At 71.8% G+C, this 22898-nt stretch carries 14 protein-coding genes; 11 read left to right on the top strand and 3 right to left on the bottom strand.

Features of this window, described 5'->3' with window-relative positions; translation table 11 throughout:
- Positions 1–34 precede the first annotated feature (34 nt).
- From ACG2DA_RS05595 to ACG2DA_RS05625, 7 genes are all read left to right on the top strand, one after another.
- Entirely contained in the window at positions 35–1504 is a 1470-nt protein-coding gene (locus ACG2DA_RS05595; protein WP_395254491.1) for a sulfatase, read from the top strand.
- Between the two features lie 227 nt (positions 1505–1731).
- A complete protein-coding gene (locus tag ACG2DA_RS05600; RefSeq protein WP_395254492.1) occupies positions 1732–2682 on the top strand; it encodes a glycosyltransferase family 2 protein in 951 nt (316 codons plus the stop codon).
- Complete coding sequence (locus ACG2DA_RS05605; RefSeq protein ID WP_395254493.1) at positions 2672–3766, top strand: hypothetical protein; 1095 nt, start codon at positions 2672–2674, stop codon at positions 3764–3766. Before ACG2DA_RS05600 ends, ACG2DA_RS05605 begins: the two co-directional genes overlap by 11 nt.
- Positions 3763–4716: a glycosyltransferase family 2 protein gene (locus tag ACG2DA_RS05610; RefSeq protein WP_395254494.1), complete on the top strand. Its 954-nt coding sequence runs from the start codon at positions 3763–3765 to the stop codon at positions 4714–4716. The genes ACG2DA_RS05605 and ACG2DA_RS05610 overlap by 4 nt, the downstream gene beginning before the upstream one ends.
- Before the next feature lie 187 nt (positions 4717–4903).
- Complete coding sequence (locus tag ACG2DA_RS05615; RefSeq protein ID WP_395254495.1) at positions 4904–5872, top strand: hypothetical protein; 969 nt, start codon at positions 4904–4906, stop codon at positions 5870–5872.
- A complete protein-coding gene (locus ACG2DA_RS05620) occupies positions 5869–6912 on the top strand; it encodes a hypothetical protein (protein ID WP_395254496.1) in 1044 nt (347 codons plus the stop codon). The genes ACG2DA_RS05615 and ACG2DA_RS05620 overlap by 4 nt, the downstream gene beginning before the upstream one ends.
- Entirely contained in the window at positions 6909–8135 is a 1227-nt protein-coding gene (locus ACG2DA_RS05625) for a glycosyltransferase family 4 protein (protein WP_395254497.1), read from the top strand. The genes ACG2DA_RS05620 and ACG2DA_RS05625 overlap by 4 nt, the downstream gene beginning before the upstream one ends.
- A gap of 4 nt (positions 8136–8139) precedes the next feature.
- Here the strand turns inward: ACG2DA_RS05625 and ACG2DA_RS05630 are convergent, their stop codons facing one another.
- The gene (locus tag ACG2DA_RS05630; RefSeq protein ID WP_395254498.1) at positions 8140–9303 is read right to left on the bottom strand and encodes a glycosyltransferase family 4 protein; all 1164 of its coding nucleotides are present in this window, start codon (positions 9301–9303) and stop codon (positions 8140–8142) included.
- Between the two features lie 175 nt (positions 9304–9478).
- Between ACG2DA_RS05630 and ACG2DA_RS05635 the strand changes: the two genes are divergently transcribed.
- Both ACG2DA_RS05635 and ACG2DA_RS05640 read left to right on the top strand, forming a co-directional pair.
- Positions 9479–10285, top strand: a complete 807-nt coding sequence (locus tag ACG2DA_RS05635; protein WP_395254499.1) for a hypothetical protein — start codon at positions 9479–9481, stop codon at positions 10283–10285.
- A 130-nt stretch (positions 10286–10415) separates the two neighbouring features.
- A complete protein-coding gene (locus tag ACG2DA_RS05640) occupies positions 10416–15401 on the top strand; it encodes a PVC-type heme-binding CxxCH protein (RefSeq protein WP_395254500.1) in 4986 nt (1661 codons plus the stop codon).
- Positions 15402–15500: 99 nt separating this feature from the next.
- On the opposite strand, the gene ACG2DA_RS05645 is transcribed toward ACG2DA_RS05640, so the two are convergent.
- Both ACG2DA_RS05645 and ACG2DA_RS05650 read right to left on the bottom strand, forming a co-directional pair.
- Entirely contained in the window at positions 15501–15863 is a 363-nt protein-coding gene (locus tag ACG2DA_RS05645) for an STAS/SEC14 domain-containing protein (protein WP_395254501.1), read from the bottom strand.
- Between the two features lie 131 nt (positions 15864–15994).
- Positions 15995–18130, bottom strand: a complete 2136-nt coding sequence (locus tag ACG2DA_RS05650) for an FAD-dependent oxidoreductase (protein WP_395254502.1) — start codon at positions 18128–18130, stop codon at positions 15995–15997.
- 412 nt (positions 18131–18542) lie between these two features.
- Here ACG2DA_RS05650 and ACG2DA_RS05655 point away from each other — a divergent pair, with 412 nt between their 5' ends.
- Together ACG2DA_RS05655 and ACG2DA_RS05660 are read left to right on the top strand one after the other, a co-directional pair.
- Complete coding sequence (locus tag ACG2DA_RS05655) at positions 18543–21392, top strand: DUF3987 domain-containing protein (RefSeq protein WP_395254503.1); 2850 nt, start codon at positions 18543–18545, stop codon at positions 21390–21392.
- A gap of 432 nt (positions 21393–21824) precedes the next feature.
- A complete protein-coding gene (locus ACG2DA_RS05660) occupies positions 21825–22385 on the top strand; it encodes a hypothetical protein (protein ID WP_395254504.1) in 561 nt (186 codons plus the stop codon).
- The last annotated feature ends 513 nt before the right edge of the window (positions 22386–22898 follow it).

The following is a 22898-nucleotide window of genomic DNA, read 5'->3' on the forward strand; positions in this document are numbered from 1 at the left end:
TCGACCGGTTCGCCCCGCTCGCCCCGAAACGCCGATGTTCGCCGCTTCCCTCCTGCTCGCCGGCACGCTGACGGCCGCCGCCCCGTCCCCGGACGCCCCGCAGCCGGCCGCCGATCCGCCGCCGAACGTGCTGCTGATCTGCATCGACGACCTCCGGCCGGAGCTGGCCAGCTTCGGGGCGGACTGGATCGAATCGCCGAACATCGACGCCCTCGCCGCCCGCGGCCGGGCGTTCCACCGGCACTACGTGCAGGCCCCCACCTGCGGGGCCTCGCGGTACGCCCTGCTGACGGGCAATTACGGCCCCGCCGGCAACGGGGCCCTGTTCCAGCGGGCCAGGAAGCTGCGGGAGAACCCGGAGGCCGTCTCCCCCAGCCTGCCGGCCTGGTTTCGGCGGCACGGCTACACGACGGTTTCGGTCGGGAAAGTCTCCCACCACCCCGGCGGCCGCGGCGGGGGGAACTGGGACGACGACGCCCAGCCGGAGATGCCGGATTCCTGGGACCGCCACCTCATGCCGACCGGCCCCTGGCAGCACCCCCGAGGGGCGATGCACGGACTGGCGAACGGCGAGATCCGCACCAACGCCGGCAAAATGGCCGTGGTGCAGTCGACCCCCGGCCCGGACACCACCTACCCCGACGGCCTGACCACGGACGAGGCCCTCGCGCAGCTCGATCAGCTCAGCGAAGCCCGCACCGCGGAGGGGACGCCGTTCTTCCTCGCCGTCGGCCTGATCCGCCCGCACCTGCCCTTCGGCGCCCCGGCGGACGACATGACGCCCTACGCCGACGCGACCCTCCCGCCCACGCCCCACCCGGAGAAGCCGGCCGGCAAAACGACCTGGCACGGCTCCGGCGAGTTCATGAAGTACGACCGCTTCGGCCGGAACCCCAACGAGGACCCCGCCTTCGCCGAGGCCGTCCGCAAGCACTACGCCGCCTGCGTGACCTACGCCGACCGGCTCGCCGGCCGACTGCTCGATCGGCTGGACGAGGCCGGGCAGCGGGAGAACACGATCGTCGTGCTGTGGGGCGACCACGGCTGGCACCTGGGCGAGCACGCGATCTGGGGCAAGCACGCCCTGTTCGAGGAGTCGCTGCGGTCGCCGCTGATCGTGGCCTACCCCGGCCTGCCGCAGCCCGGGGAGCCGTCGCGGGCGATCGTGGAGTCGATCGACCTGTTCCCCACCCTCTGCGACCTCGCCGCCCTGCCGGCGCCGACGGGGGAGGACGGCGAACCGTTCGTCGACGGCCAATCGCTGCGCCCGTTGCTGGAGGACCCCGCCGCCGAGCCGCCCGGGGGCGGTTCCGCCTGCGCCTACACCGGCCGGGCAGAGACGATCCGCACCGACGCCTACCGCCTGATCGCCCACCGCGACGGCCATCTGGAGCTGTACGACCACCGCACGCCGGAGGCCGAGACGCAGAACCGCGCCGAGGCCGAACCGGAGACCGCCGCCCGCCTGCTCGCCCGGCTCCGCGAGCGGCTGGCGGACCGGTAAAGCGCCGTTCGACGAGGCGTCGCGTCGAGTACCAGCCCGGAGCGCAAGCTCCGGCCGTGCATCGTGCCGCCTGACGGCGGCGACGGCGGCCGACGCTTGCGCGTCGGGCTGGTATAGAACCCGCATCGGGGCGGAGGTTCCGGGAGCGGCGGCCAGTCACTAGAGTGCCGGCCGACTGTTCGACGGATCAACGTTCAGAACCGCGCTCGCCGCGGCCCGCCCCCGCCATGACGGCCCCCAGTTCGCCGCCCGCCCCGTCGGCCCCGGACCGGCCGCGGTTCGGCATCGTGACGCCCAGTTACAACCAGGGGGCGTACCTGCGCGAAACGATCGAGAGCGTGCTGTCCCAAGAGGGCCTCGGCACGGAGTTCGACCTCGACTACGCCGTGATCGACGGCGGCAGCACGGACGGCTCCGCGGAGATCATTCGCGAATACGAAGACCGCCTCACCTTTTGGTGCAGCGAGAAGGACCGCGGTCAAAGCCACGCGATCAATAAGGGATTCGACCACGTCACCAAGGACCCCGCCGCGATCGCCGCGTGGCTCAACAGCGACGACGTCTATCTGCCGGGGGCGTTGAAGAAGGTCGCCGCCTACTGGCGGGAACACGCCCCCGACGCCCTGATCGGCCACGGCCGCAAGGTGGACGCGGACGGAACCGTCGACACCGAAACCCGCTTCGGGGACTACTCCCGCGAGGGGCTCATGGACTGGGGCCAGAACTCGTTCATGCAGCCGGCCTGCTTCATGTCCCGCCGGGTGTGGGACGACGTCGGCGGGCTGGACGAGTCCCTGGATCAGTGCCTGGACGTGAACCTGTGGCTGCGGATCGCGGAGCGGTATCGGTTCGAAACGCTGCGGGAACCGCTGGCGGAGGCGAAGGCCCACGCCGCAGCGAAGACCTCCAACGCCTGCACGGCGGCGGAGGGGTTCGCGGAGCTGTCCCTGATGATCCTCCGCCACGGCGGCGAGGACGTGGTGCGACGCAAGCTGGCCGAGCACAACCTCCGCCTCCGCCTCCTCGACATGGAACTGCGCACCGCGAGCGCCCTGCCGGTCCTCGGCCTGATCGTGCGGGCGGCCCGGCGCATCGCTCGGGGGCGGTTGGCCCGGGATCCGCGGTTCCGCCGGCCCGGCGGGGCGGCCGCGGCGGGAGGCGGGACCGATGGCGGCTGAGCCCCTCCGCGTCCATCACCTCTCCCGCGAGGCCCCGCTGCACACCGTCGCGGAGATGGTCCGCGGGCAGCGGCTCGTCGGGCTGACGACCGGCATCGGCCGCGAGCCGCTGGCGGAGGGCGCCGCCCCCTGCGACGCGGACGTCGTCCACCTGCACTGGCCGGAGGAACTCGTCGGCTGGGGCCGGCCGGTCACGGCGGAATCGATCGCCGCCGCCCTGCGGGCGGTCGACCGGGCGGCGGGCGGGGCGAAGGTCGTGATGACGGTGCACAACCTCGTCCCGCACCACCCGACGCCCCTCGGAACTGACCTCTACCGGGCGTTTCTGGAGCGGGCCGACGGGCTGGTCCACCTGGGCGAACGCTCGATCAGGCTGACCGCGGAGGCGTTTCCCGGCGTCGCTTCGAAGCCGCAGGTCGTCGTCCCCCACCCGAACTACGACGGCCTGCGGACGCTGTTGGAGCCCGAGGAACTGCCCGGCGGCCCGCGGCCGGGGGGCGATCCGGTGGTGATGTCGTTCGGGGCGATCCGGTCGGCGGCGGAGGAGGCGTTCCTCCGGGACGTGCGCCGCCGGCTGAAAACCCGCGGCGCCCGGGCGGTGCTGCACGTCCGCACGTTGGAGGGCCGCCTGAAGCCGCTCCGCCGGCTGCGGCGCCGGCTGCTCAGTCTGGGGTGCGGGCCGATCGAGTACCGCGACGGCTTCGTCCCGGACGAGCAGGTCCTCGCCACCTTCGCCGAGGCCCACGCCGTGCTGCTGGGCCGGCGGGGGCAGCTGAACTCCGCGGTGGTCCCGCTGGCCTTCACCCTCTCCCGCCGAATCGCCGGCCCGGACGAAATGGTGATCGGCGAACTGCTGCGGGCCGGCGACAACGCCCCGTACCCGCCCGGCGACCCGGCCGCCGCCGCGGAGGCCGTCGACCGCCTGCTGGCCCTGCCGGACCCCGATTCGCCGGTCAACCGGGCGCTGGCGGACGAATGGTCCGTGGAGCGGAACGGGGCCGCCCACGCCGCGTTCTACGCCGCGCTGCTGGGCCGGGAGTGGACCCCGTCCCCCGCCGGCGCTCCGACGGCGGCGAGCGCATGACGGCCGGGCCGGTCACCGTCGTCGTCCCCAACCGCAACGGGGTTGCGTTCGTGGAGGAGGCCGTGGGCAGCGCCCTCGCGGACCCCGCCGTGGGCCGGGTGGTGGCGGTCGACGACGGTTCGACCGACGGCAGCCTGCGCGTGCTGGACGCCCTGGCGGAACGAAACCCGGACCGGCTGCGGGTCCTCCGGCAGGCGGGCGGCGGGGCCTGCGTCGCCCGCAACGCCGGGCTGGCCCTGGCGGAGGGGCCGCTCGTGAAGTTCCTCGACGGGGACGACGCGCTCGAGCCGGGCGCCGTCAGCCGACAGGTCGAACAGATGGCGGCGTTCGCCGGGCAGGCCGTCAGCGTCTACGGGGACGTGCGGTGGGTGAACGAGCGGGGCGAACCGCTGCCGGACCCGTCCCCGCCGGCGGCGTCGTTGTCCGATCTGCCGGAGGCGGTGCGGATGATCGAACACCCCCCGCTGACCGCCGCCCCGCTGCACCGGGCGGAGGACGTGCGGCTGGTCGACGGGTTCGACCCCCGCGTGCCCCGCGGGCAGGAGCACGACCTGCACCTGCGGATGTGGCTGGCGGGCGTGCGGTTCGAACACCGTCCCGGCGTCGTCTATTCCTACCGGCAGCACGGCGGCGGGCGGATCAGCGACGCCGACGGGCAGGCCGCGGTCGCCCGTGGACGGTACGAGGCGCTCTCCCGGCACGTGGCGACGGCCCGGAAGACGCTGGGCGAGCCGTTGGCCCCCGAGGTCGCCGCCGCCTTCGGCCGGCAGTTCTGGCGGGTCGGCCGCCGCTGTTTGCAGACCGGGGCGCCCGCCGCCGCGGCCGCTCCGTTCTTTCACGCGGCGAAGGAGCTGGCCGGGGATGGGGCGATCGTCGGCGGCCGCGCCTATCGGGCGCTCTGCCGGGTCGTCGGTCCGACGCTCGCCGAACGCCTCGGCCGGCGGGGGTGAGGCCGGATCGAACCGCTCGTCCCGCCGCCGCGACTCCCGGCGATCCGGCTGGCCGCCCGCGGCCGGCCGGCGCTAGCCTCCCGACCCGCCCCCGATCGCCTCTCCGTACGATGTTCGCCGGCCTGACTTTTCCGACGCCGCCGGGGTTCCCGACGTCGATGTGGTTCCCGACGCCGACGGGGTTCCCATGGTGAAAGCCCGATTGTCGCGGATCGCCGACCGCGCCCGGGTGCTGGCCGGCGGCCGGCCGCACCCGCTCACGAAGCGGCTGGTGGTGAAGGGGATGGCGGGGCTCGGCAACCGCCTGTGGTACCTGCTGACGGCCAAGGCCTTCGCCGACCGCTGGGGGCTGCAGCTCTGCCCGGACTGGCGCGAGGGCTGGTACGGGCCGGTCGGGGAGAACGCGTTCTTCGACCTGTTCGAACTGGACGGCGCCGGCGAACCGCCGGCGGACTTCGGTCCGGTCTACCCGTCGTTCTGGGAGGGCCGGACGGACCGGACGATCTACGAGTGCATCGCCGCCGTGCAGCAGGACCGCGGGGCGCCGGTCTCCCCGGACGACATGATGTGGCCGCTGTACCGCGTCCTCCTGGAGCGGCCGGCGGCGGAGTCGTTGTTCAACGTCGGCTGGGGCGAACTGCCGGACGACATGCGGGTCGCCCGCGTCCCCTACGACCGCCGTGCGGTCGGCGCCGCCCTGCGGCCGAGCGCCCGCTGCCGGCGGGTGATCGCGGACGAACTGCCCCCGCTGGCCGACTGCACCGGGGTGCACGTCCGCCGCACCGACGCCCCCGGTCAACTCCCGTTGGAAAATTACTTCCGGCACGTGGGGGAGGACGACCGGCCGATCTTCGTCTGCACCGACGACCACGAGGTCGAAGCGGCCTTCCGCGAGCGCTACGGCGCTCGGGTGCACGACGTGCCGCGGTACTACCACGAGGACGGCGCCGCCCTGCATTACGGCGCCCTGATCCGCGAGGAGCCGGACGGGGCGGCCCCGCCGCCGGACCGCGGCCGGCTGGCCGCCGAGGCGGTCCGCGACCTGTTCGGGCTGGGCGGCTGCGGGCGGATCGTGCACGCGGGGAACTCCTCGTTCAGCCGCTTCGCCGTGCAGGTGATCGCCGACGAACGGACCGACGTGCGGTTCGTCACATGACGGCTCCCGCCCCCGAACCCGGCGCCCCCGACGCCGGCTCCCCCGAAACCGGCGCGGCCGGCGCGTACTTCAGCGCCAACGACGCCGTCTTCGACTGGACCGTGGGCTTCCTGGAGAGCTTTCGCGTCCACAACCCGACGTTGCCGCTGCTCTGGATCCCGTTCGACGACCGCGGCGACCGCATCGCCGCCCTGGCCGACGAGTACGATTTCGCCCCGTGGGAAGACCCGGCCTTCGGGCGGCTCGAAGCGATCGGGCGGAGCCTGGAGATCGGCCTCACCCCGTACGGGCCGCACTGGTTCCGACGGTTCGCGGCGTTCTGGGGGCCGCTGGAGCGGTTCCTGTACCTCGACTCCCGCCAACTCGTGCTGTGCGATCTGGCGGAGTTCGTCGCGGCCCCGGCGGAGTACGGGTTCGACCTGATGCACTTCGATTGCACCCTCGATCAGGTGTACGAACCGGGCGAGGTGCGGCGGGCGTTCCTGCGGCGGGGCCGCGGCCGCGGGTTCAACTCCGGCCGCTGGGCCAGCCGGCGGGGGCTGTTCGACCTGGAAACGCTGGAACGCGTCGGAGCGGAGTGCCTGGCCGTCCGCGATCAGATGAACCCCCGCAACACCGATCAATTCTTCCTCAATTACGCCTGCGACTCGGGAAGCGTGCGGGAGGGGCGGAACGAACGGCCGATCGTCGCGGGGCACTTTGCGGAGGTTCTGGGCGACCTGTGCCGCGACGCCTGGTCCCGGCAGCCGGGGCGGGTGTATCGAGACGCCGCGGGCGTTTATCGACGCTGGGACCACGGCGGCGCCGATCACGCCAAACGCGTGCCGATCCTGCACTGGGCCGGCATCAAACTGTCCCCGGCGATGCCGGAGGCGGAATTGTTTTATTCCTATCGCAACCGCGGGGAGTCCGGCGGCCGGCGGGCGCTGCGGTCGCTGCGGCGGCGGGCGGAGCGCCCGGCGCTGCGGTGGGCCGATCGGCTCCGACGGCAACGGCACCTGAATACCCTTTGGCACCGGCTCCGCGGGGACGCCCGATGACCGCCCCCGACGCCCTCGTTCCCACCGCCGAGCGCCCGCTGCGCGTGCGGACCTATTTGCAGGTCGGCCGCACGCTGGAGCCGGTCACCGGCACCGGCCGGCACGTCAACGCGATGGTGGACGAATTAAATCGTCGGCCGGACGTGGCCCTGGACCTGCTGTTCTCCCGTCGCTGGCTGGGGCCGGACGGCAAGCTGCCGGCGAATTGTCCCCTGCGGGACCTACCGTTCTCCACCTATCAACTGCCGGAGCGGCTGTCCGAACGCGTCCGCAAGTTGATCGAGCGGCCTTCGATCGCCCCGCACCTGGCGGGGTCGGACGTGCTCTACGCCCCGGCGGACGTGGTCGTGCCCGCGGCGCCGTACCCGACGGTGGTCACGCTGCACGACATGTTCGCCGTGGACCCGGAGTTCCCGCTCCACCGCTCCTCCGCGTTCTTCCGCCGATTGGAACGCCGCTGGCGGGCCTGGCTGCCGAAGCTGTTCGCCCATTCGGACGCGATCGTGACCAGCTCGAACCACAGCCGGCGCCGCATGCGCGAACTGACGGACACCGCCGACACCCCGGTGATCGTCGTCGGCAACGGCGTGGCGCCGGTGTTTTACGAGATCGGCGAGAAGAACCCCGCGGACTGCCGCCGCCCCGGCCCCTGGCCGTACGCGCTGGCGGTGGGCGGCCTGCAGAAACGGAAGGGGGCCGCGGAGATGCTGGCCGTCGCCGCGGAACTGCACCGTCGCGGCTCCGAGGTGCGGGTGGTGTTCGTCGGCCGGCCGGAGCCGGATTGGGAGGCGGCCGCGAAAGAGACCCCAAACGCGGTGGTCGCCGGCCCGATCGCGGACGATTTGATGGCGGAGTATCTGCGGGCCGCGGACGCCCAGTTATTTCTCTCCCATTACGAAGGCTTCGGGTTGCCGGCGTTGGAGGCGATGGCGGCGGGCGTCCCGGTCGTCGCCGCGAACAACACCAGCATCCCGGAGGTCGTGGGCGACGCCGGCGTCAGCCTGTCGCCGGCGGACACCGGCCCGGCGACGGACGCGATCATCGCGTTCGCCGAACGCGGCGCCGTGCGGGAGGAGTACGTCCGCAAGGGCCGCGAACGGGCCGCCCGCTTCACCTGGGCGGACTGCGCCGAGCGGGCGTTCCGGGTGCTGGTCGCCGCCGCCAATCGGGACGCCGCCCGGCTCCGCGAACTCGCCGAACGCCCGCTGACCGACGGCGGGTGAGGGCTCAGGCGGCGACCGTCCGCCGGGTTTCGTTCAGGTACGCCGTGTAACGGTCCGCCCAGACCTGCGTGGAATACGCCGCAGCGAGGGCGTTGGAGCGGCGGCCGTATTCGGGCAGTTCGGCGTGGCGGTCGTGCAGGAACCGCAGGCCGCGGGCGAGGGCGGCGGCGTCGTCGGTCGCCACGGCGAGGCCGTTGTAATACGGGCGGACCAATTCCACGCTCGACCCGCAGGCCTCCGTGCAGAGGATCGGCAGCCCGGCCGCGGCGGATTCGACCACCGCCAGCGGCCACGGATCGAACCGGCTGGGCAACACCAGCGTTCCGGCCGCGGCGAATCGATCCCGCATCGCGGACGGCTGCACGAACCCGCGGTTCTCGACGCCCTCCCGGCCGGCGATCAGTTCTTCCCGCGGTCCGGTCCCGCAGCATTCCAGCGTCCACGGTTCGCCGGCGCCGTCGCGCTGCACCCCGTCCCGGTAGCGGGCGTAGGCGTCGGCGAGCACGTCCAGGCCCTTTTCGTCGGCGTAGCGGCCGACGAACAGGAACCGCCGCGGCCATTCGCCCCCCTCCCGCCGCCGCAGGCACTCAGTCAGCCCGGCGTGGTCGACGCCGTACATCCCCCGCCGCAAACGGGCCTCCGGGATGCCCAGGCGTTTGCCGAACTGCCAACTGCGTTCGCCGGTGACGACGGTGATCGCACAGCGGTCCAGGAGGCTCGCCAACCGAAACCGCGCGAGCCGCTGGCGGACGGAACCCTGCCACGGCGTGTCGAACGTCATCAGGAACCCCGGCTCGCCGCCCCCCCCGGCGTCGCGGAGCGGCTCGCCGAAGGGCAGGCGACGGTAGGCGGCGTATCGCCAACCGTTGATGACGACCACGTCCGGATTCCGCTCCGCGACGAGCCCCCGGACGAGGTCGGGGTCGTCCAGCTCCGCGGGTTCGAGCAGCCGGCAGGGCAGTCCTGCGACGACGTCGTCTGCGTACGCCGCTTCCGTGCCGGTGGATCGGCCCGACGCCAGAGCGAGGAAATACGGGTCGACGTCCGCCCGCCCGGCCAATTCCCGGAAGCAGGCGGCCATGTAGCCGTTGATCTCCGACCAGCAGAAGACCGCCCGCAGTGGAGCGGGGCTCCCGGACGCGGCGGCGGCGGTGGAGGCGGCAGTCACGACCGAGGCCGGGAAAGGACGGGAATCAGACCGCCGCAGCGGGCGGGCATCCTAACTTTTTAAGGCTCGCCCGCACACCCATCACGGCGGACGATCCCGTCACGCGGTTGCCGAGATGGCAATCCGACGCTCGCGGGTCGACACTCTCGTTTCCGGTCCCAGCGTTCGGTCGATCATGACGCTCCCCCCGCCGACCCGTCCGGCTCGCTTCCGTCCACGCCGCGACCGCCGCGGGCTGGTTCTCGCGAGTTGCTTCGCCCTCCTGTCGACGACGGCGATCGCGGGCGAGGACGAATCCGCGTTCGGTCCGGACGCGTCCCCCGCGGTTGAGGGCTATCGAACGCAGCGCGTGCGGGGATGGACGGTTCACTTCAGCGAGGCGCTCCTGGCGGATCAGCCGGAGGCCGTCGCAAAGGCGCTGCCGTTAATCGACGAACAACTGGCCCGGGTGGTTCGTGCGCTTCCAAAGGAGCCGCTGGCGGCGGTGCGACGCGTGCCCGTCTGGCTGTCGCCCCCCTACGACGGCTTCCGCCCGACCGCGGAGTATCACCCGAACGTCGATTGGCTGATCCGGAACGGGCGCCGCAAAGAATTGGCTCGGTCGGTCGAGTTGACCAACGTCGGCATCTTTCCTCGCGAACACGAACGGATGCCGATGCTCATGCTGCACGAATTCGCCCACGCCTATCACGACCAGACCCTGGGGTTCGACGACCCGCGGGTGATTCAAGCCTACGACGCCGCGAAGCGGGGCGGGGGCTACGACGCCGTCGAACGGGGCGACGGCCGCGTCGAACGGGCCTACGCGATCACGAATCATAAAGAGTACTTCGCCGAGTCGACGGAGGCGTATTTCGGTCGCAACGACTTTTATCCGTTCGACCGGGACGAACTCCGGCGGCACGATCCGCGGATGCACGACCTCCTGGTTCAATTATGGTCGGCCGAGACCGACGACGCCGAGCCGGCCGATCCGCGTTAGCGACGCCGGCCGACCCGCTTCGCCCGGCACGCCCCCTCGCGGCCGGTCGGAAACGCAGCTGGCGTGCAGGGGGGGGAGCCGTGGGGTACGATCGGCGTCTGCCAATCCGTCGCCCCGGACCTTCCACGCTATGTCGTCGCGCCTCTGCCGTCTCGCCCCGGTTCTGTTGTTGTTCGCCTCGGCTCGGCCGGCGACGGCCGAGGAGGTGACTTTCGAGAAAGGCGACCACGTCGCCTACATCGGCAACACCCTCGCCGATCGGATGCAGCATCACGCCTGGCTGGAGACCTACCTCCACGCCCTGATGCCGGACAAGGAACTGACGTTCCGCAACCTCGGCTTTTCCGGAGACGAATTAAAAAGACGGCAGCGGGCCGATAACTTCGGCGACGCCGACCAGTGGCTGACCAAGGTCGAAGCGGACGTGATCTTCGGCTTCTTCGGTTATAACGAGGCGCTGAAGGGCGAGGGCGGACTGGCGTCGTTCAAGAAAGATCTTGAAGACGTGATCGAGGGGATGCGGGCGCATCAATACAACGGGGAGTCCGCCCCGCGGCTGGTGATGTTCTCGCCGATCGCCCACGAGGACCTGGACAGCCCCCACCTGCCGGACGGGGCGGCGAACAACGCCAACCTCGCCCGCTACACCGAGGCGATGCGGGCCGTCTGCGAGGCGAAGGGGGTGCCCTTCGTGGACCTGTTCTCCCTCTCGCAGCGGCTTTACGCCGAGGCCGACGAGCCGCTGACGACCAACGGCGTGCACCTGCTCGACCGCGGCAACCGCCTGCTCGCCCGGGCGATCCTCACCGCCCCGGGCTCCCCGCTGGCCCGCCTGACGGACGGCCCGCTGCCCTCCGACGAAGAGATCGCCAAGCTGCGCGAGGCGGTGCTCGACAAGAACTATCACTGGTTCAGCCGGTATCGCGTCGTGGACGAATACAACGTCTTCGGCGGCCGCTCCAAGCTGGCCTGGTTCGGGCAGTCGAACGCCGACGTGATGATGCGGGAGATGGAGATCTTCGACGTCAAAACCGCGAACCGGGACCGCGTCGTCTGGGCGATCGCCCAAGGCTCGGATGCGGACCCGCAGGACGACAATTTGCCGGAGGAGCTGGTCGTCAAACCGAACAAGGAGGGCCCGCTGGACGGCGGCGCCTTCCCCTACCTGGGCGGCGAGGAGGCGATCTCGCAGATGACCGTTCAGGACGGGCTGGAGGTCGAGCTGTTCGCCTCGGAAGAGGAGTTCCCCCGGCTGATCAACCCGGTGCAGATGTCCGTCGATCCCGACGGGCGGCTGTGGGCGTCGGTGTGGCCGTCCTATCCCCACTGGAACCCGACGGAGCCGCGGCGGGACGCGATCGTGATCCTGCCGGACGAGGACCGCGACGGCAAAGCGGACGACTGCATCGTCTTCGCCGACGAATTGAACAGCGTGACCGGCTTTGAGTTCTGGAACGGCGGCGTTCTGGTCGCGGCCCTGCCGGAACTGTGGTTCCTCAAGGACACCGACGGCGACAATAAAGCCGACCTGAAGATCCGCATGTTGCAGGGGCTCTCCAGCGCCGACTCCCACCACAGCGCCAACGCGATGCTGCTGGGGCCGGACGGCTGGCTGTATTGGTCGCGGGGCATCTTCAACGTGGCGGCGATCGAAACCCCCACGCACACCTACCGCAGCGGCCGGTCCGGCGTGCACCGGTTCAACCCCCGCACCTTCGAGATGGAGTTCCACTACCCCATCGGCCCCAACCCCCACGGGGACGTGTTCGACCAGTGGGGTTATCAATTCGCCAACGACGGCACCACCGGCACCGGCGGGTACGTCAGCATCGGCAAGGGGAAGCGGCCGGGGGACCGGCAGTGGTTCAAAAAGGAATGGCGCCCCGTCGCCGCCACCGGGCTGCTCGCCAGCGAGCACTTCCCGGAGGATCAGCAGGGCAACTTTCTGATCTGCAACACGATCGGCTTCCTCGGCGTGCTGCAATATGAGGTGCAATACAACGGCGCCGAAATCACCGCCGTCCGCACCGACGACCTGCTGCAATCGACCGACCCGAACTTCCGCCCCGTCGACGTGGAGATCGGCGGCGACGGCGCCCTCTACGTGGCCGACTGGCAGAACACGCTGATCGGCCACATGCAGCACAACGTCCGGGACCCCAACCGCGACCACGAGCACGGCCGCATCTATCGGGTGACCGCCAAGGGCCGCGACCTCATCCCGGCCGTGACGATGAGCGACGACTCGATCGCCGAGGTGTTGCAAAACTTCTTCAGCGAGACGAACAACGTCCGTTACCGGGCCCGCATTGAATTGAGCGGCCGCGAGACCGCCGACGTGCTCCGCGAAGCGGCGGAGTTCGCCGCCTCGCTGGACCCGAAGCAGGACGCCCCCGGCCGCGACGAGGCCCAGGCCCTGCTGGAGTGCCTGTGGGTTCATGAGGAACACCGCGTGCCCAATATGGACCTCGTGAAGAAGACCTTCCGGGCCGAGGAGCCCCGCGTGCGGGCCGCGGCGATTCGGACGCTGGGCCACTGGGCGCAGCACCTGCAAGAGGGCAAGCCGCTGACCGGTCACCTGCCGGGCTGGGACGCGCTGCTGATTGAAGCGGCGACGGACGACTCCGCCCTGGTGCGGGCCGAGGCCGTCAAATCGGCGGTCGAGTTCGCCGATTATCAAAGCGCCGCCCCCGCCGAGGCGATCTTCGCGGCGGCCACGCGGCCGACGGACCCGGAATTGAACGACGTGCTGGAGTACGCCCGCGGGGCGATCGACGTGAAGGGGATGCTCGCCGAAGCGATCCGCTCCGGCAAGTCGCTCTCCCCCGCGGCGGAGGCCTACGCCCTGGCGAACGCCTCCCCGGCGCTGCTGTTGGAACTGGAACGCTCCCCCGCGGTCTATCAGGCCCTGCTGACCCGCGCCCGCATTCCGGACGAGTTCCGTCTGGAAGCCGTCGAGGCGACGGCTCAAACCGCCGGCCGCACGCCGCTGGCCCAGTTGGCGGCGAGCCTGCGGACCGCGGAGGCGGAGCAGTGGGCCAGCCTGGAGGACCTCGCCGGCCTGCTGCCGGAGCTCGTCGGCGATTCCGCGGCGGATCAGGACGTGCTGCGACAAATCCTGGACGACACGCGGTCGGACGACGTCCGCGAGGCCGCCTACGCCGCCTGGCTGCCGGCCGGCGACGCGGAGGCGATCTGGAACCACGCCACGCAGTCCCGGGAGCGGCTCGGCGCTCTGCTGACGAGCCTCGGCGCCAGCGGCGACCCGGCCGTCCGCGAGCGGTTCGCCCCGCGGGTCCGGCCGCTGATGTTCGAGACGCCCGCGGCCCTGCGGAGCGACGCCGACCGCCAGATCGTCAAACCCGGCCCCGCGGTCTCGTTCGAGTACTTCGCCCCCAACCCCAAGAACGTGCGGAACGAAACGCTCGACGAATTGAAGCCGACGCTGACCGGCGAGCTGGATCAATTCGAGAAGTTCGTGCCCGGCGGCGCCCAGGACGCCTTCGCCACCCGGCAGACGGCCGGCCTCGTCGTGCCCGTCAGCGGCGACTACACGTTCCACCTCCGCTCCGACGACGGCTCGCGGCTGTATCTCGACGGCGAGGAGGTCGTGAACCACGACGGGCTGCACGGCTTCAACGAGAAACGCGGGACCGTCCGCCTGGACGCCGGCGTGCACGAGATCGTGCTGAACTACTTCGACAACGGCGGCAACGACGGCCTGTCGCTCGCCTGGGAGGGCCCCGGGTTCTCGAAGCGGCCGATCGATTCGACCGTGCTCCGCAACGCCCGCAGCGGCAACCTGCGGCAGCAGGCCCTCGGCGTGATCGCCGACTGGCCGGAGAATCCCGAACGGAAGATCGACGACTTCGCCCGCCTGATCGCCGACGGCGACCTGCTCGGCCCGGCGTTGCGGTCGCTGGCGGCGCTGCCCGGCGAACGGGTCGCCGAACGCCTGCCGAAGGAACGGGCCAAAGCGGTTCTCGACGCCCTGCTCGAACAGGCCGACGCCGCCACGCCGGTCGAACGGCAGAGCCCGGAGTTCTCCAACCTGCTGACCCTCGCCGGCGAGCTGGCGACCGCCCACCGGGTTCCGGTCGGCAAACGGCTGGCCGATCTGCGGGCCAGCATTCCGGTCGAGGCCGACCCGAAGGTGATGGCCCTCGGGGCCGAGGTCTATGCCCGCGAGAGCCACTGCGCCACCTGCCACCAGCCCAGCGGGCAGGGGCTGCCCAACCTCTACCCGCCGATCGACGGCACCCTGTGGGCCACCGGCGACGAGGAGCGGCTCATCCGTCTGGTGCTCGACGGCATGCACGGGGCGATCGAGGTGAAGGGCAAGCGGTACAGCTCCCCGCCGCTGCCCCCGATGACCGGCTTCCGCCAACTGCTGACCGACGAGGAGATCGCCGCCGTCCTCACCTACGTGCGGAACTCCTGGTCGAACCGGGCGACGCCGATCGAGCCGGCGAAGGTCGCCGAGATGCGGGCGATCGACCGCGGCGAGGACGCCAGCTTCTGGGCCGCCGTGGACCTGCTGAAGGAGTACCCGCTGGAGGACGGGCGCCAGCCGATCGAACAGCCGTCGCTGGACGGCTGGGTGCCGCGGCTGGTCCGCGAGTGGAAGGCGAACGACTTCACCGAGGCCGACCTGGCCGCGGGCGGGCGCTCCTACGACTCCGGCAAGCTGGCCTTCAAACGGATCGGCTGCACGCAGTGTCACCAGATCGAGGGGGAGGGCGGCGAGTTCGGCCCGAACCTCGCCCAGCTCGAACCGAAAAAGCGGACCGCCGCGTTCGTGCTCGAATCGCTGCTCAATCCCTCCAAGGAGATCGAGCCGAAGTACGCGATGCGGACCTACCTCACCGCCTCCGGCGAGGTCGCCTCCGGCTTCGTGATCGCGGAGACCGACGACGAAGTCCGCCTGAAATCGGACCCGCTGGCCCGGGACGAGCCGACGGTCGTTCTGAAAAGCGAAATCGTGGACGAGATGACGAGCGACCAGTCGGCGATGCCGAACGGGTTGCTCAACTACTTCACGAAGGAGGAGGTGCTGGACCTCGTCGCCTACGTCCGGGCCGGCGGGGAGAAGGACTCCGAGGTCTACGACGAGTAGCCCGCGGCGTCCGGTGAGCGCTCGTTCCGCGTCCGTCGCGTCCCGGACCCTCGGAGGGTCCGGGACGCTGACGTTTCGGCCCGGGGGGGCGACCCGCGGTCAGGCCTCGCGGATCCAGGCTTTCGCCGCGGCCAGTTCGGAGGTGTCGAAGTATTTGATCGTCGCGGTGGTGAACGGCTTGCAGAACGCGGCCATCCCCTTCTCCCACTTGGAGTCGCCGACGATCGCCAGCCGTTCCAGATCGTTGAAGTGCTTCACGTCGAACTTCACGTCCTCCCACAGGGCGCCGGCGTCCCAGCCGTGGAAGTCGTGCAGCTCGACCAGCATCCGCACCTTGCCGTATTTCTTGATCAGGGCTTCCGTCTGCGGCACGAACCGCTCGTAGGCCTCCTCGGACAGCGTGCCGGAAACCCGGACCTCCAGCACGTTCCCGTCCGGGTCTTCGGTGACGTGGTAGGACATCGGGACGGCTCCTCAGGCGGACGGAAACGGGCGAGAACGTACGGCCGCACCGTGGGCGACGGGCGGCGGAGCGTCAATCCCCGGATTCCCCCGCCCGGCGGTGGGTGATCCGCGGCGGGCTCCCCGTGCGATTAATCCTCGGCCGCGTCCGTCGCCGCGTCGGTCTCGCCGAGCGGGTACAGCTGCACGGCGTCCGCGATGGCGTATCCCTCCTCGGCCGCCCCGATCGTCACGGTGAACCGCTCGCCGGGGGCGCCGACGACGTAGGAGGCGACGTATCCCGGCCCGGCTTCGCCGGCCCGGGGCTGGCGCTGGTTGAGGGCGTAGGTCGCCGTGCCGCCGTCGCCCCGGCGGACGGTCACCGGCGCCGCGGTCGCCCGGTTCGGGTGCGGCACGCAACTGATCCGCAGCCCGTACGACCCCGCGTGCGGGGCGGTGAGCGTGAACGTCGCCGTCGGCCGTTCCCCCCGGCCGTCCCACTCCGCGGCCCGGTAGCCGCGGTCCACGTAGGGGCCGACATGCACGCTGTGCTCCCACTCGCCGGTGAACGTCGCCGCCTCGTCGTCCGCGACGACGCCTTTCAGCGACTTCGCCGCGACCCGCTCGGCCCGGCCGCCGCCGCCGGTCCATTCGAGGATCTGCCCGTCCGCCAGCAGACGCTCGCGGAGGGCGGCGTAGTCGACTTCTTGAACGGGAACGTCCTGTTCGGCGGCCATCACCGCGGCGGTCGCGGCGCTTTGGCCGAGGACCATGAAGACCGGCTCCATGCGGATTGAACCGTAGGCGATGTGCGAGGCGGAGACCGCCACCGGCACCAGCAGGTTCGTCGCCTCCTCCCGCCGGGGCACGATGGAGCGGTAGCTAATGGGGTAGGGGGGGAAACCGCCTCTTTGAACGTCGCCTTCGTTCTGTACGTGGCCGGTCTCGTCGATATATCGCCAGACGTTGTGCGAGTCCATGTTGTAGGCGGCGAGGCCGACCGGGTCCTCGGCCGCCGTGCGGCCCTGGCAGTCCGCCTGCGTCATCACCCGCTCGCCGATCATTCGGCGGGCCTCGCGAACGTAAAGCTGCGGCGGCCAGCCCCCGGTCGCCTCGAACTCGTCCTTCGGCAGGCCCCACTGGGAATAATACTCGCGGATTTCCGCCGGCACCCGCGGGTGGTTCGCCAGGGACCACATCAGGCCCTTCTGGTAGTTCTCGTGGGCGGCGATAATTTCCGCCCGCTCCTCGTCCGTGGCTTCCGGATAATCGTGGTTCTGGCCGATCCAGTCGGTGGAGATCGCGTATTTATTGTTCGAGTCCGATTTGCGGTTCGGCATCATCTTGTGCAGCCAGGGAATCCGTAAATCGCCGGCCTCGAAGTTGCGGAACAGCAGTTCGTACAGGCTCTCGTCGTAGCCCTCGGGCTTGGGCCAGGGGATGCGGTTGGACGGCACGTCGGTGGCGCAGAGGCGGAAGCAGTAGGCCTGCACGCCGTCGTCGCCGGAGCCGACCGGCGGCAGCGGCTCGCTCCGCACCTGCGGGAGCACGCCGGAGGACGGGTCGCCCGGCACGACGTACGGGTCGACCGGTTTGATGAAGTAGTGGCTCCGCACGCGGCCTTGATAGGGCATCTCCGGCCGCACGCCGTTATAGGATTCGCCGTAGACCGAGGACGCCTCCCGGCCGACGTGGTAGCTCACGCCGGCGGCGGCCATCAGGTCGCCCTCGTAGGTCGCGTCGATAAACACGTCCCCGCGGACCGTGCGGCCGTCCTTCAATTTGATCGCCGTGATCCGGCCGTCCCGCATCGTCACGCCGCCTTCGCTCCGGTCGAGCGGGCTCTCCGTCAGCGGTTCGACGCCGACCTCCTTGAGCCATTTCTCGTAGACGTTCGTCGCCACGTGGGGCTCGAACGTCCAGAACGGTTCGGGGTTCTCCGGGTCGAGTCGGACCTTGTTCTTCCCGCTCCGGTACTGCTCCGGCCGCTGATAAACCCAGTGTTCCGGGTGGGCGTAATGCTCGCCGACGGCGGTGTAAAACTCGCGGGAGAGCCCGCCGATCGCCGCTTTGTTGCCGATGTCCGTGGCACCCAGCCCGCCGGTCGTCAGGCCGCCGAGGTGCGAGGAGGGTTCGATCAAGAGGACGGACTTGTCCATCCGGCGGACCTGCACGGCCGCGGCGATCCCGCCGCTGGTCGCCCCGTAGATCACCACGTCCGCCGGCGGCGGATCGGCGGCGGCCCCGGGCGAGACGAGGGCGGCGAGCAGAACGGCGGACGCGAGCATGCGGGACGACTCCGGACGAAAACGGGCGTCGGATCATGCCGGCCCGATGCGTCCCCCGCCACCGCCGCCGGGGCGGGACCGTACCGGCCGGACCGTACCGGCCGGACCGTACCGGCCGGACCGTACCGGCCGGACCGTACCGGCCGGACGCCGGATCGGGCGGCGACTGGCTCCGGTCGGCGGCGGCGGGGCGGGCGGCAGTTCGGTTCCCGAACCGGCCGGGCGGGCAGGGGGTTGGGCGAAAACAGGTCCCGGGCGGCGCTGGGGTGGGGACGCGACCGCGACGCCGCGGTTCGCCCCCCGCCCCGTTGACGAACGCCGGACGGCCCCCGCGGCCGGCGGCTCCCCGCCCGCCGGTCGCCTCGGCGGACCGACGTTCCCGCCCCCGATTCCTTTCCGATCACGCACCCTCATGACCGATTCTCAATCTCCCGGCCGCCACGGCGGACCCGACAAAACCCTCGTCAAGACGACCGCCCGCGGACGCTGGCCGACCCTGCTGCCGGAGGCGACCGGGATCGACCCGGCGCTGCTGGACGGCCGCGGGCGTCCCTGTCCCCGGTGCGGCGGGGACGACCGGTTCCACGCCGCCGCCGACTTCGCCGAGACCGGCGGCGTGTTCTGCCGGCGGTGCTTCGCCGGCCGGGCCGACGGCAACGGCGGAACCGGGATCGACGCGGTGATGTGGCTGTGCGGGCTCGACTTCCCCGCCGCCCTCGCCCTTCTCGCGGACCGGCTGGGCCTGCCGACCGCAATCCCGTCCGCACCGCCCCGAAAAGCGCCCGACACGCCCGCCAGTTCTCTCCCCCCGAACCCGTCGCCGGGAGAGCCGAACCCGTCGCCGGGAGAGCCGAACCGGGCGCCGGGGACGGCGGCGGCGCCGGAGACGGCGGCGGCGGCGGGGACGTTCCCGAACGCGGAGGCCGCCGTGCGGTCGCTGGCGTCGCGGATGGGGGGGGCGCCGGACGTGCGTCACCCCTACCGGGACGCGGCCGGGGCGTTGGTGGGGCTGACGCTGCGGTGGGAGCGGGCCGACGGCGGCAAGGAGATCCGTCAGGCGTGTCGGGTCCCTTCGGCGGGGTCCGGGGGCGGCTGGGCCTGCCGGGCGATGCCGAAGCCCCGGCCGCTGTACCGGCTGCCGGACCTGCTCGCCGCCGACCCGGATGAGCCCGTGCTGGTCGTGGAGGGGGAGAAGGCCGCGGACGCGCTGGCGTCGCTGGGCCTGACCGTCACCACCTCGCCGGGCGGCTCGAACGCGGCCTCCGCGGCGGACTGGTCGCCGCTGGCGGGCCGCGACGTGACGCTCTGGCCGGACGCCGACGAGCCCGGGGCGAAGTACGCCGCGGGCGTGGCGGAGACGCTGACGGCCCTCACGCCGCCGGCGACGGTGCGAATCCTCGACCCCGCGGCGCTGTACGACCCGCCGTTCGTCCCGGCCGGCGCCGCGGCGGCGGACGACGGTCCCGCCCCAACCGGCCCGCCGGCGAAGTGGGACGCGGCGGACTTCGTCGAGGACCGCGACGCCGTCGAACCGGCCGCCCTCGCCGACCGCGTGCGGGCCGCCGCGGACTCCGCCCCCCCGTTCGTCCCCCCGGGGTTCGTCCCCCCGCCCGCCGGGTCGCCGGTCGCCGGGTCGCCGGTCGCCGGACTGACGGTCGCCGGGTCGCCGGTCGCGGCGGCCGACGACTGGCCGGACCCCAAGCCGATTCCCGGGCTGCCGCCGGTTCCCGCGTTCGACCCGGACCTGCTGCCCGGTCCGTTCCGGGCGTGGGTGACGGACGTGGCGGAGCGGATGCAGTGCCCGCCGGACTATCCCGCGGTCGGGGCGATGGTGTCGCTGGCCGGGATCGTGGGGCGGCGGATCGGGATTCGTCCGTTGGAGTTCGACGACTGGCAGGTCGTGCCGAACCTGTACGGGGGGATCGTGGGGCCGCCGTCGTTCCTGAAGTCCCCGGCGCTGGCGGAGATGATGAAGCCGCTCCGCCGGTTGGAGGCCGCCGCGTGGGAGGACCACGACGCCGCCGTGCGGGAGCACGAGGCCGGCGCCATCGTCGCCAAGCAGACCCGCAGTCTGTTGGAGACGCAGATCAAGCAGAAGGAAAAGTCCGGCGACCACGCCGGCGCGATGGACCTCGCCCGGCAGATCGCCGCCGCCGAGGCGGCCGAACCGCCCGCCCCCAAGCGGTACGTCGTCAACGACTTCACGGTCGAGAAGCTGGGGGAGATCCTCGCCGCCAACCCGAACGGCGTGCTGGCCTTCCGCGACGAACTGACGGGGCTGCTGCGGAATCTGGACAAGGACGGGCAGGAGTCCGCCCGGGGGTTCGTGCTGGAGGCGTGGAACGGGAACGGCGGGCCGTACGCCTTCGACCGGATCATGCGGGGCTCGGTGCGGCTGGACTCCCCCTGCCTGTCGATTCTGGGGGGCATCCAGCCCGGCCCGCTGGGCGACTACCAGCGGGCCGCCTGCGGAGCGGGCCGGGGGGCCGACGGCCTGTTGCAGCGGTTCCAACTGGTCGTCTGGCCGGACCTCGACCCGACGTGGAGAAAGGTCCGCCGCTGGCCCGACACGCCCGCCAAATCCGCCGCCCACGCGGCGTTCGACCGGCTGGACGCGCTGGACGCCGTCGCGGTCGGGGCGGAGACGCCGGCGGGCGGCGGCGTGCCGTTCCTCCGGTTCGACGCGGAGGCGCAGGCGATCTTCGACCCGTGGCGGGACGCGCTGGAGGTGCGGGTTCGCTCCGGCGAGTTGCCCCGCGGGCTGGACGCCCACCTGGGCAAGTACCGCTCGCTGGTGCCCTCGCTGGCGCTGCTGTGCCACCTCGCCGACGGCGGGACCGGCCCGGTCCCCGCGACCGCCGCCCGCCGGGCCGTCGCCTGGGCGGACTACCTGGAGGGCCACGCCGGCCGCGTCTATTCCGCCACCGCCCGGCCGGAGTTGAAGGCCGCCGCCGACCTGCTGCGGCGCCTCGAACGCGACGCCGCCGACCCGCACGGCCGCCTGCGGGACGGGTTTCAGGCCCGCGACGTGTACCGCAACGGCGTCGCCGGCCTGGGCAGCGCCGGCGAGGCGGCCCCGGTCCTCGCCCTGCTGTGCGACCTGGACGTGCTGGACGAGCAGCGGGTCGAAACCGCCACCAAGCCCCGCACCGTCTACCGCGTGAACCCCAAGCTGACCCCCCGCCGCCGCCCGCAGCCGCGACCGCAGCCGCGACCGCAGCCGCAATCGCAGCCGCGACCGCAGCCGCGATCGCAGCGATAACGAACCGCCCGCCCCGCCCGCCCGGCGAATCCGTCGGGCCGGTCGGGCCGCCCCCGCCGCCCCTTCGCTCGGGCCGCTCGGGCCGCTCGGGCCGCTCGGCCGACAACCGCACGACGCTTCCACGCGCCCTCAAAAGTGCCGGAGGTGGGACTCGAACCCACACTCGGGTTTCCCCGAAAAGGATTTTGAATCCGGTCCGGTTCCGGCGCCCGTTCGCCGCCCGAACGGCGATTGGCTATCAGTACAGCGTTTCCCGCACCGTCGCCGAGCGTTTGCGTGGCGTCCGTACACCGTCCGGGGAGCGGTCGGCGGCCGGCGTTGCTAACGATCTTGCTAACGCCTGCCTGCGGCCGTGGACCTGCGGGCGTAGCGTCAGACGCCGCGGGACGGGCCTAGAATGCCCTGTGCCTCGCCCCCGCTGCTAACGCCGCCATGCCGACCGCCGACTGCCCGGACCGGGAGACGAACGACGCCCCCCGCGGCCCTCGGCAGGCGGTCGAGGATCGCATCGAACAGGCCCGGGACCGGCTGGCGTTGGGATTCTCCCGCGGGGAACTGACACGGGAACTGGCGGACGAGTGGAACCTCACCCGCCGGACCGTTCGTCGCTATCTGGACCGGGCGGGCCGACGGAACCGGGAACTGGTCGGTAAGGCCCCGGCGGACGCGCTCGCCGACGCCCTGACGTTCTGGCGGGGGCTGCTGCGGGATGCGATGGAGGAACGCGACGCCGGGCGGGCGGGCCTCGCCGACGGGGACGGGGCGGCAGGCCGGGACGCGGACCGCCTCGCCAAGCGGGTGCGGGACGCCGAGCGGCGGGCGGCGACGTACCGGGATCGCATCGACCGGCTGCTGGGCCTGCACAGTTCGGCGACGACGGCGGACCGGCTGACGGTCGCGGGGACCGCCCCGGACGGCGGCGCCGGACCGCGGGCGAAGGAGCCGGCCGACCCGGACCGGGCGATCCGCGACCTGCTGAAGGTCGTCGGCTGACGGTTTCAGGCGGTCAACGCTGCCGGAGAGCGGGGCCGTTTCGCCCGATAAGCGTCGAGGCGGACGGGATTCATGCGTCGCCCTGCCTAATGATTTTGGCAAGACGGCCGCGGTTTCGCTGCGGGCCAGCAGCAGCGTGTCCGCGACAGTCGAGTCAGCGGGAAGAGTTGAACCCCGAATGGACGGGATTCGGATACTGACCAAGTGGACATGTGAAAACGGGCGGGTATGGTCTCGCGTGCACGGGTGTCCACATCATGCCGTACCTCATTCCATTTTCCTCCCCTACCGGTTGCGGGTCCGTCGCTGAGGACCCGCGGCGGGATCGGCAAAGCGATCCTCGTGTGCGGGCGTTGCGAGAGCGAGTGCGGGAACTCGAAGCGGTCGCTCCCCCTGCACGCCGTCAGCGGGTCGGCCGTCGGCGTGACGGCGGGGCGTGGGCAGAGTTGCTGGGCGAATCTGCGCGGCTGGTTGAACTGACACCGGCCGGCGGCAGCGGATCGCTCCCGTGGG

Origin of the sequence: Alienimonas sp. DA493 (genome assembly GCF_043951915.1) — a bacterium.
Classification (GTDB): domain Bacteria; phylum Planctomycetota; class Planctomycetia; order Planctomycetales; family Planctomycetaceae; genus Alienimonas.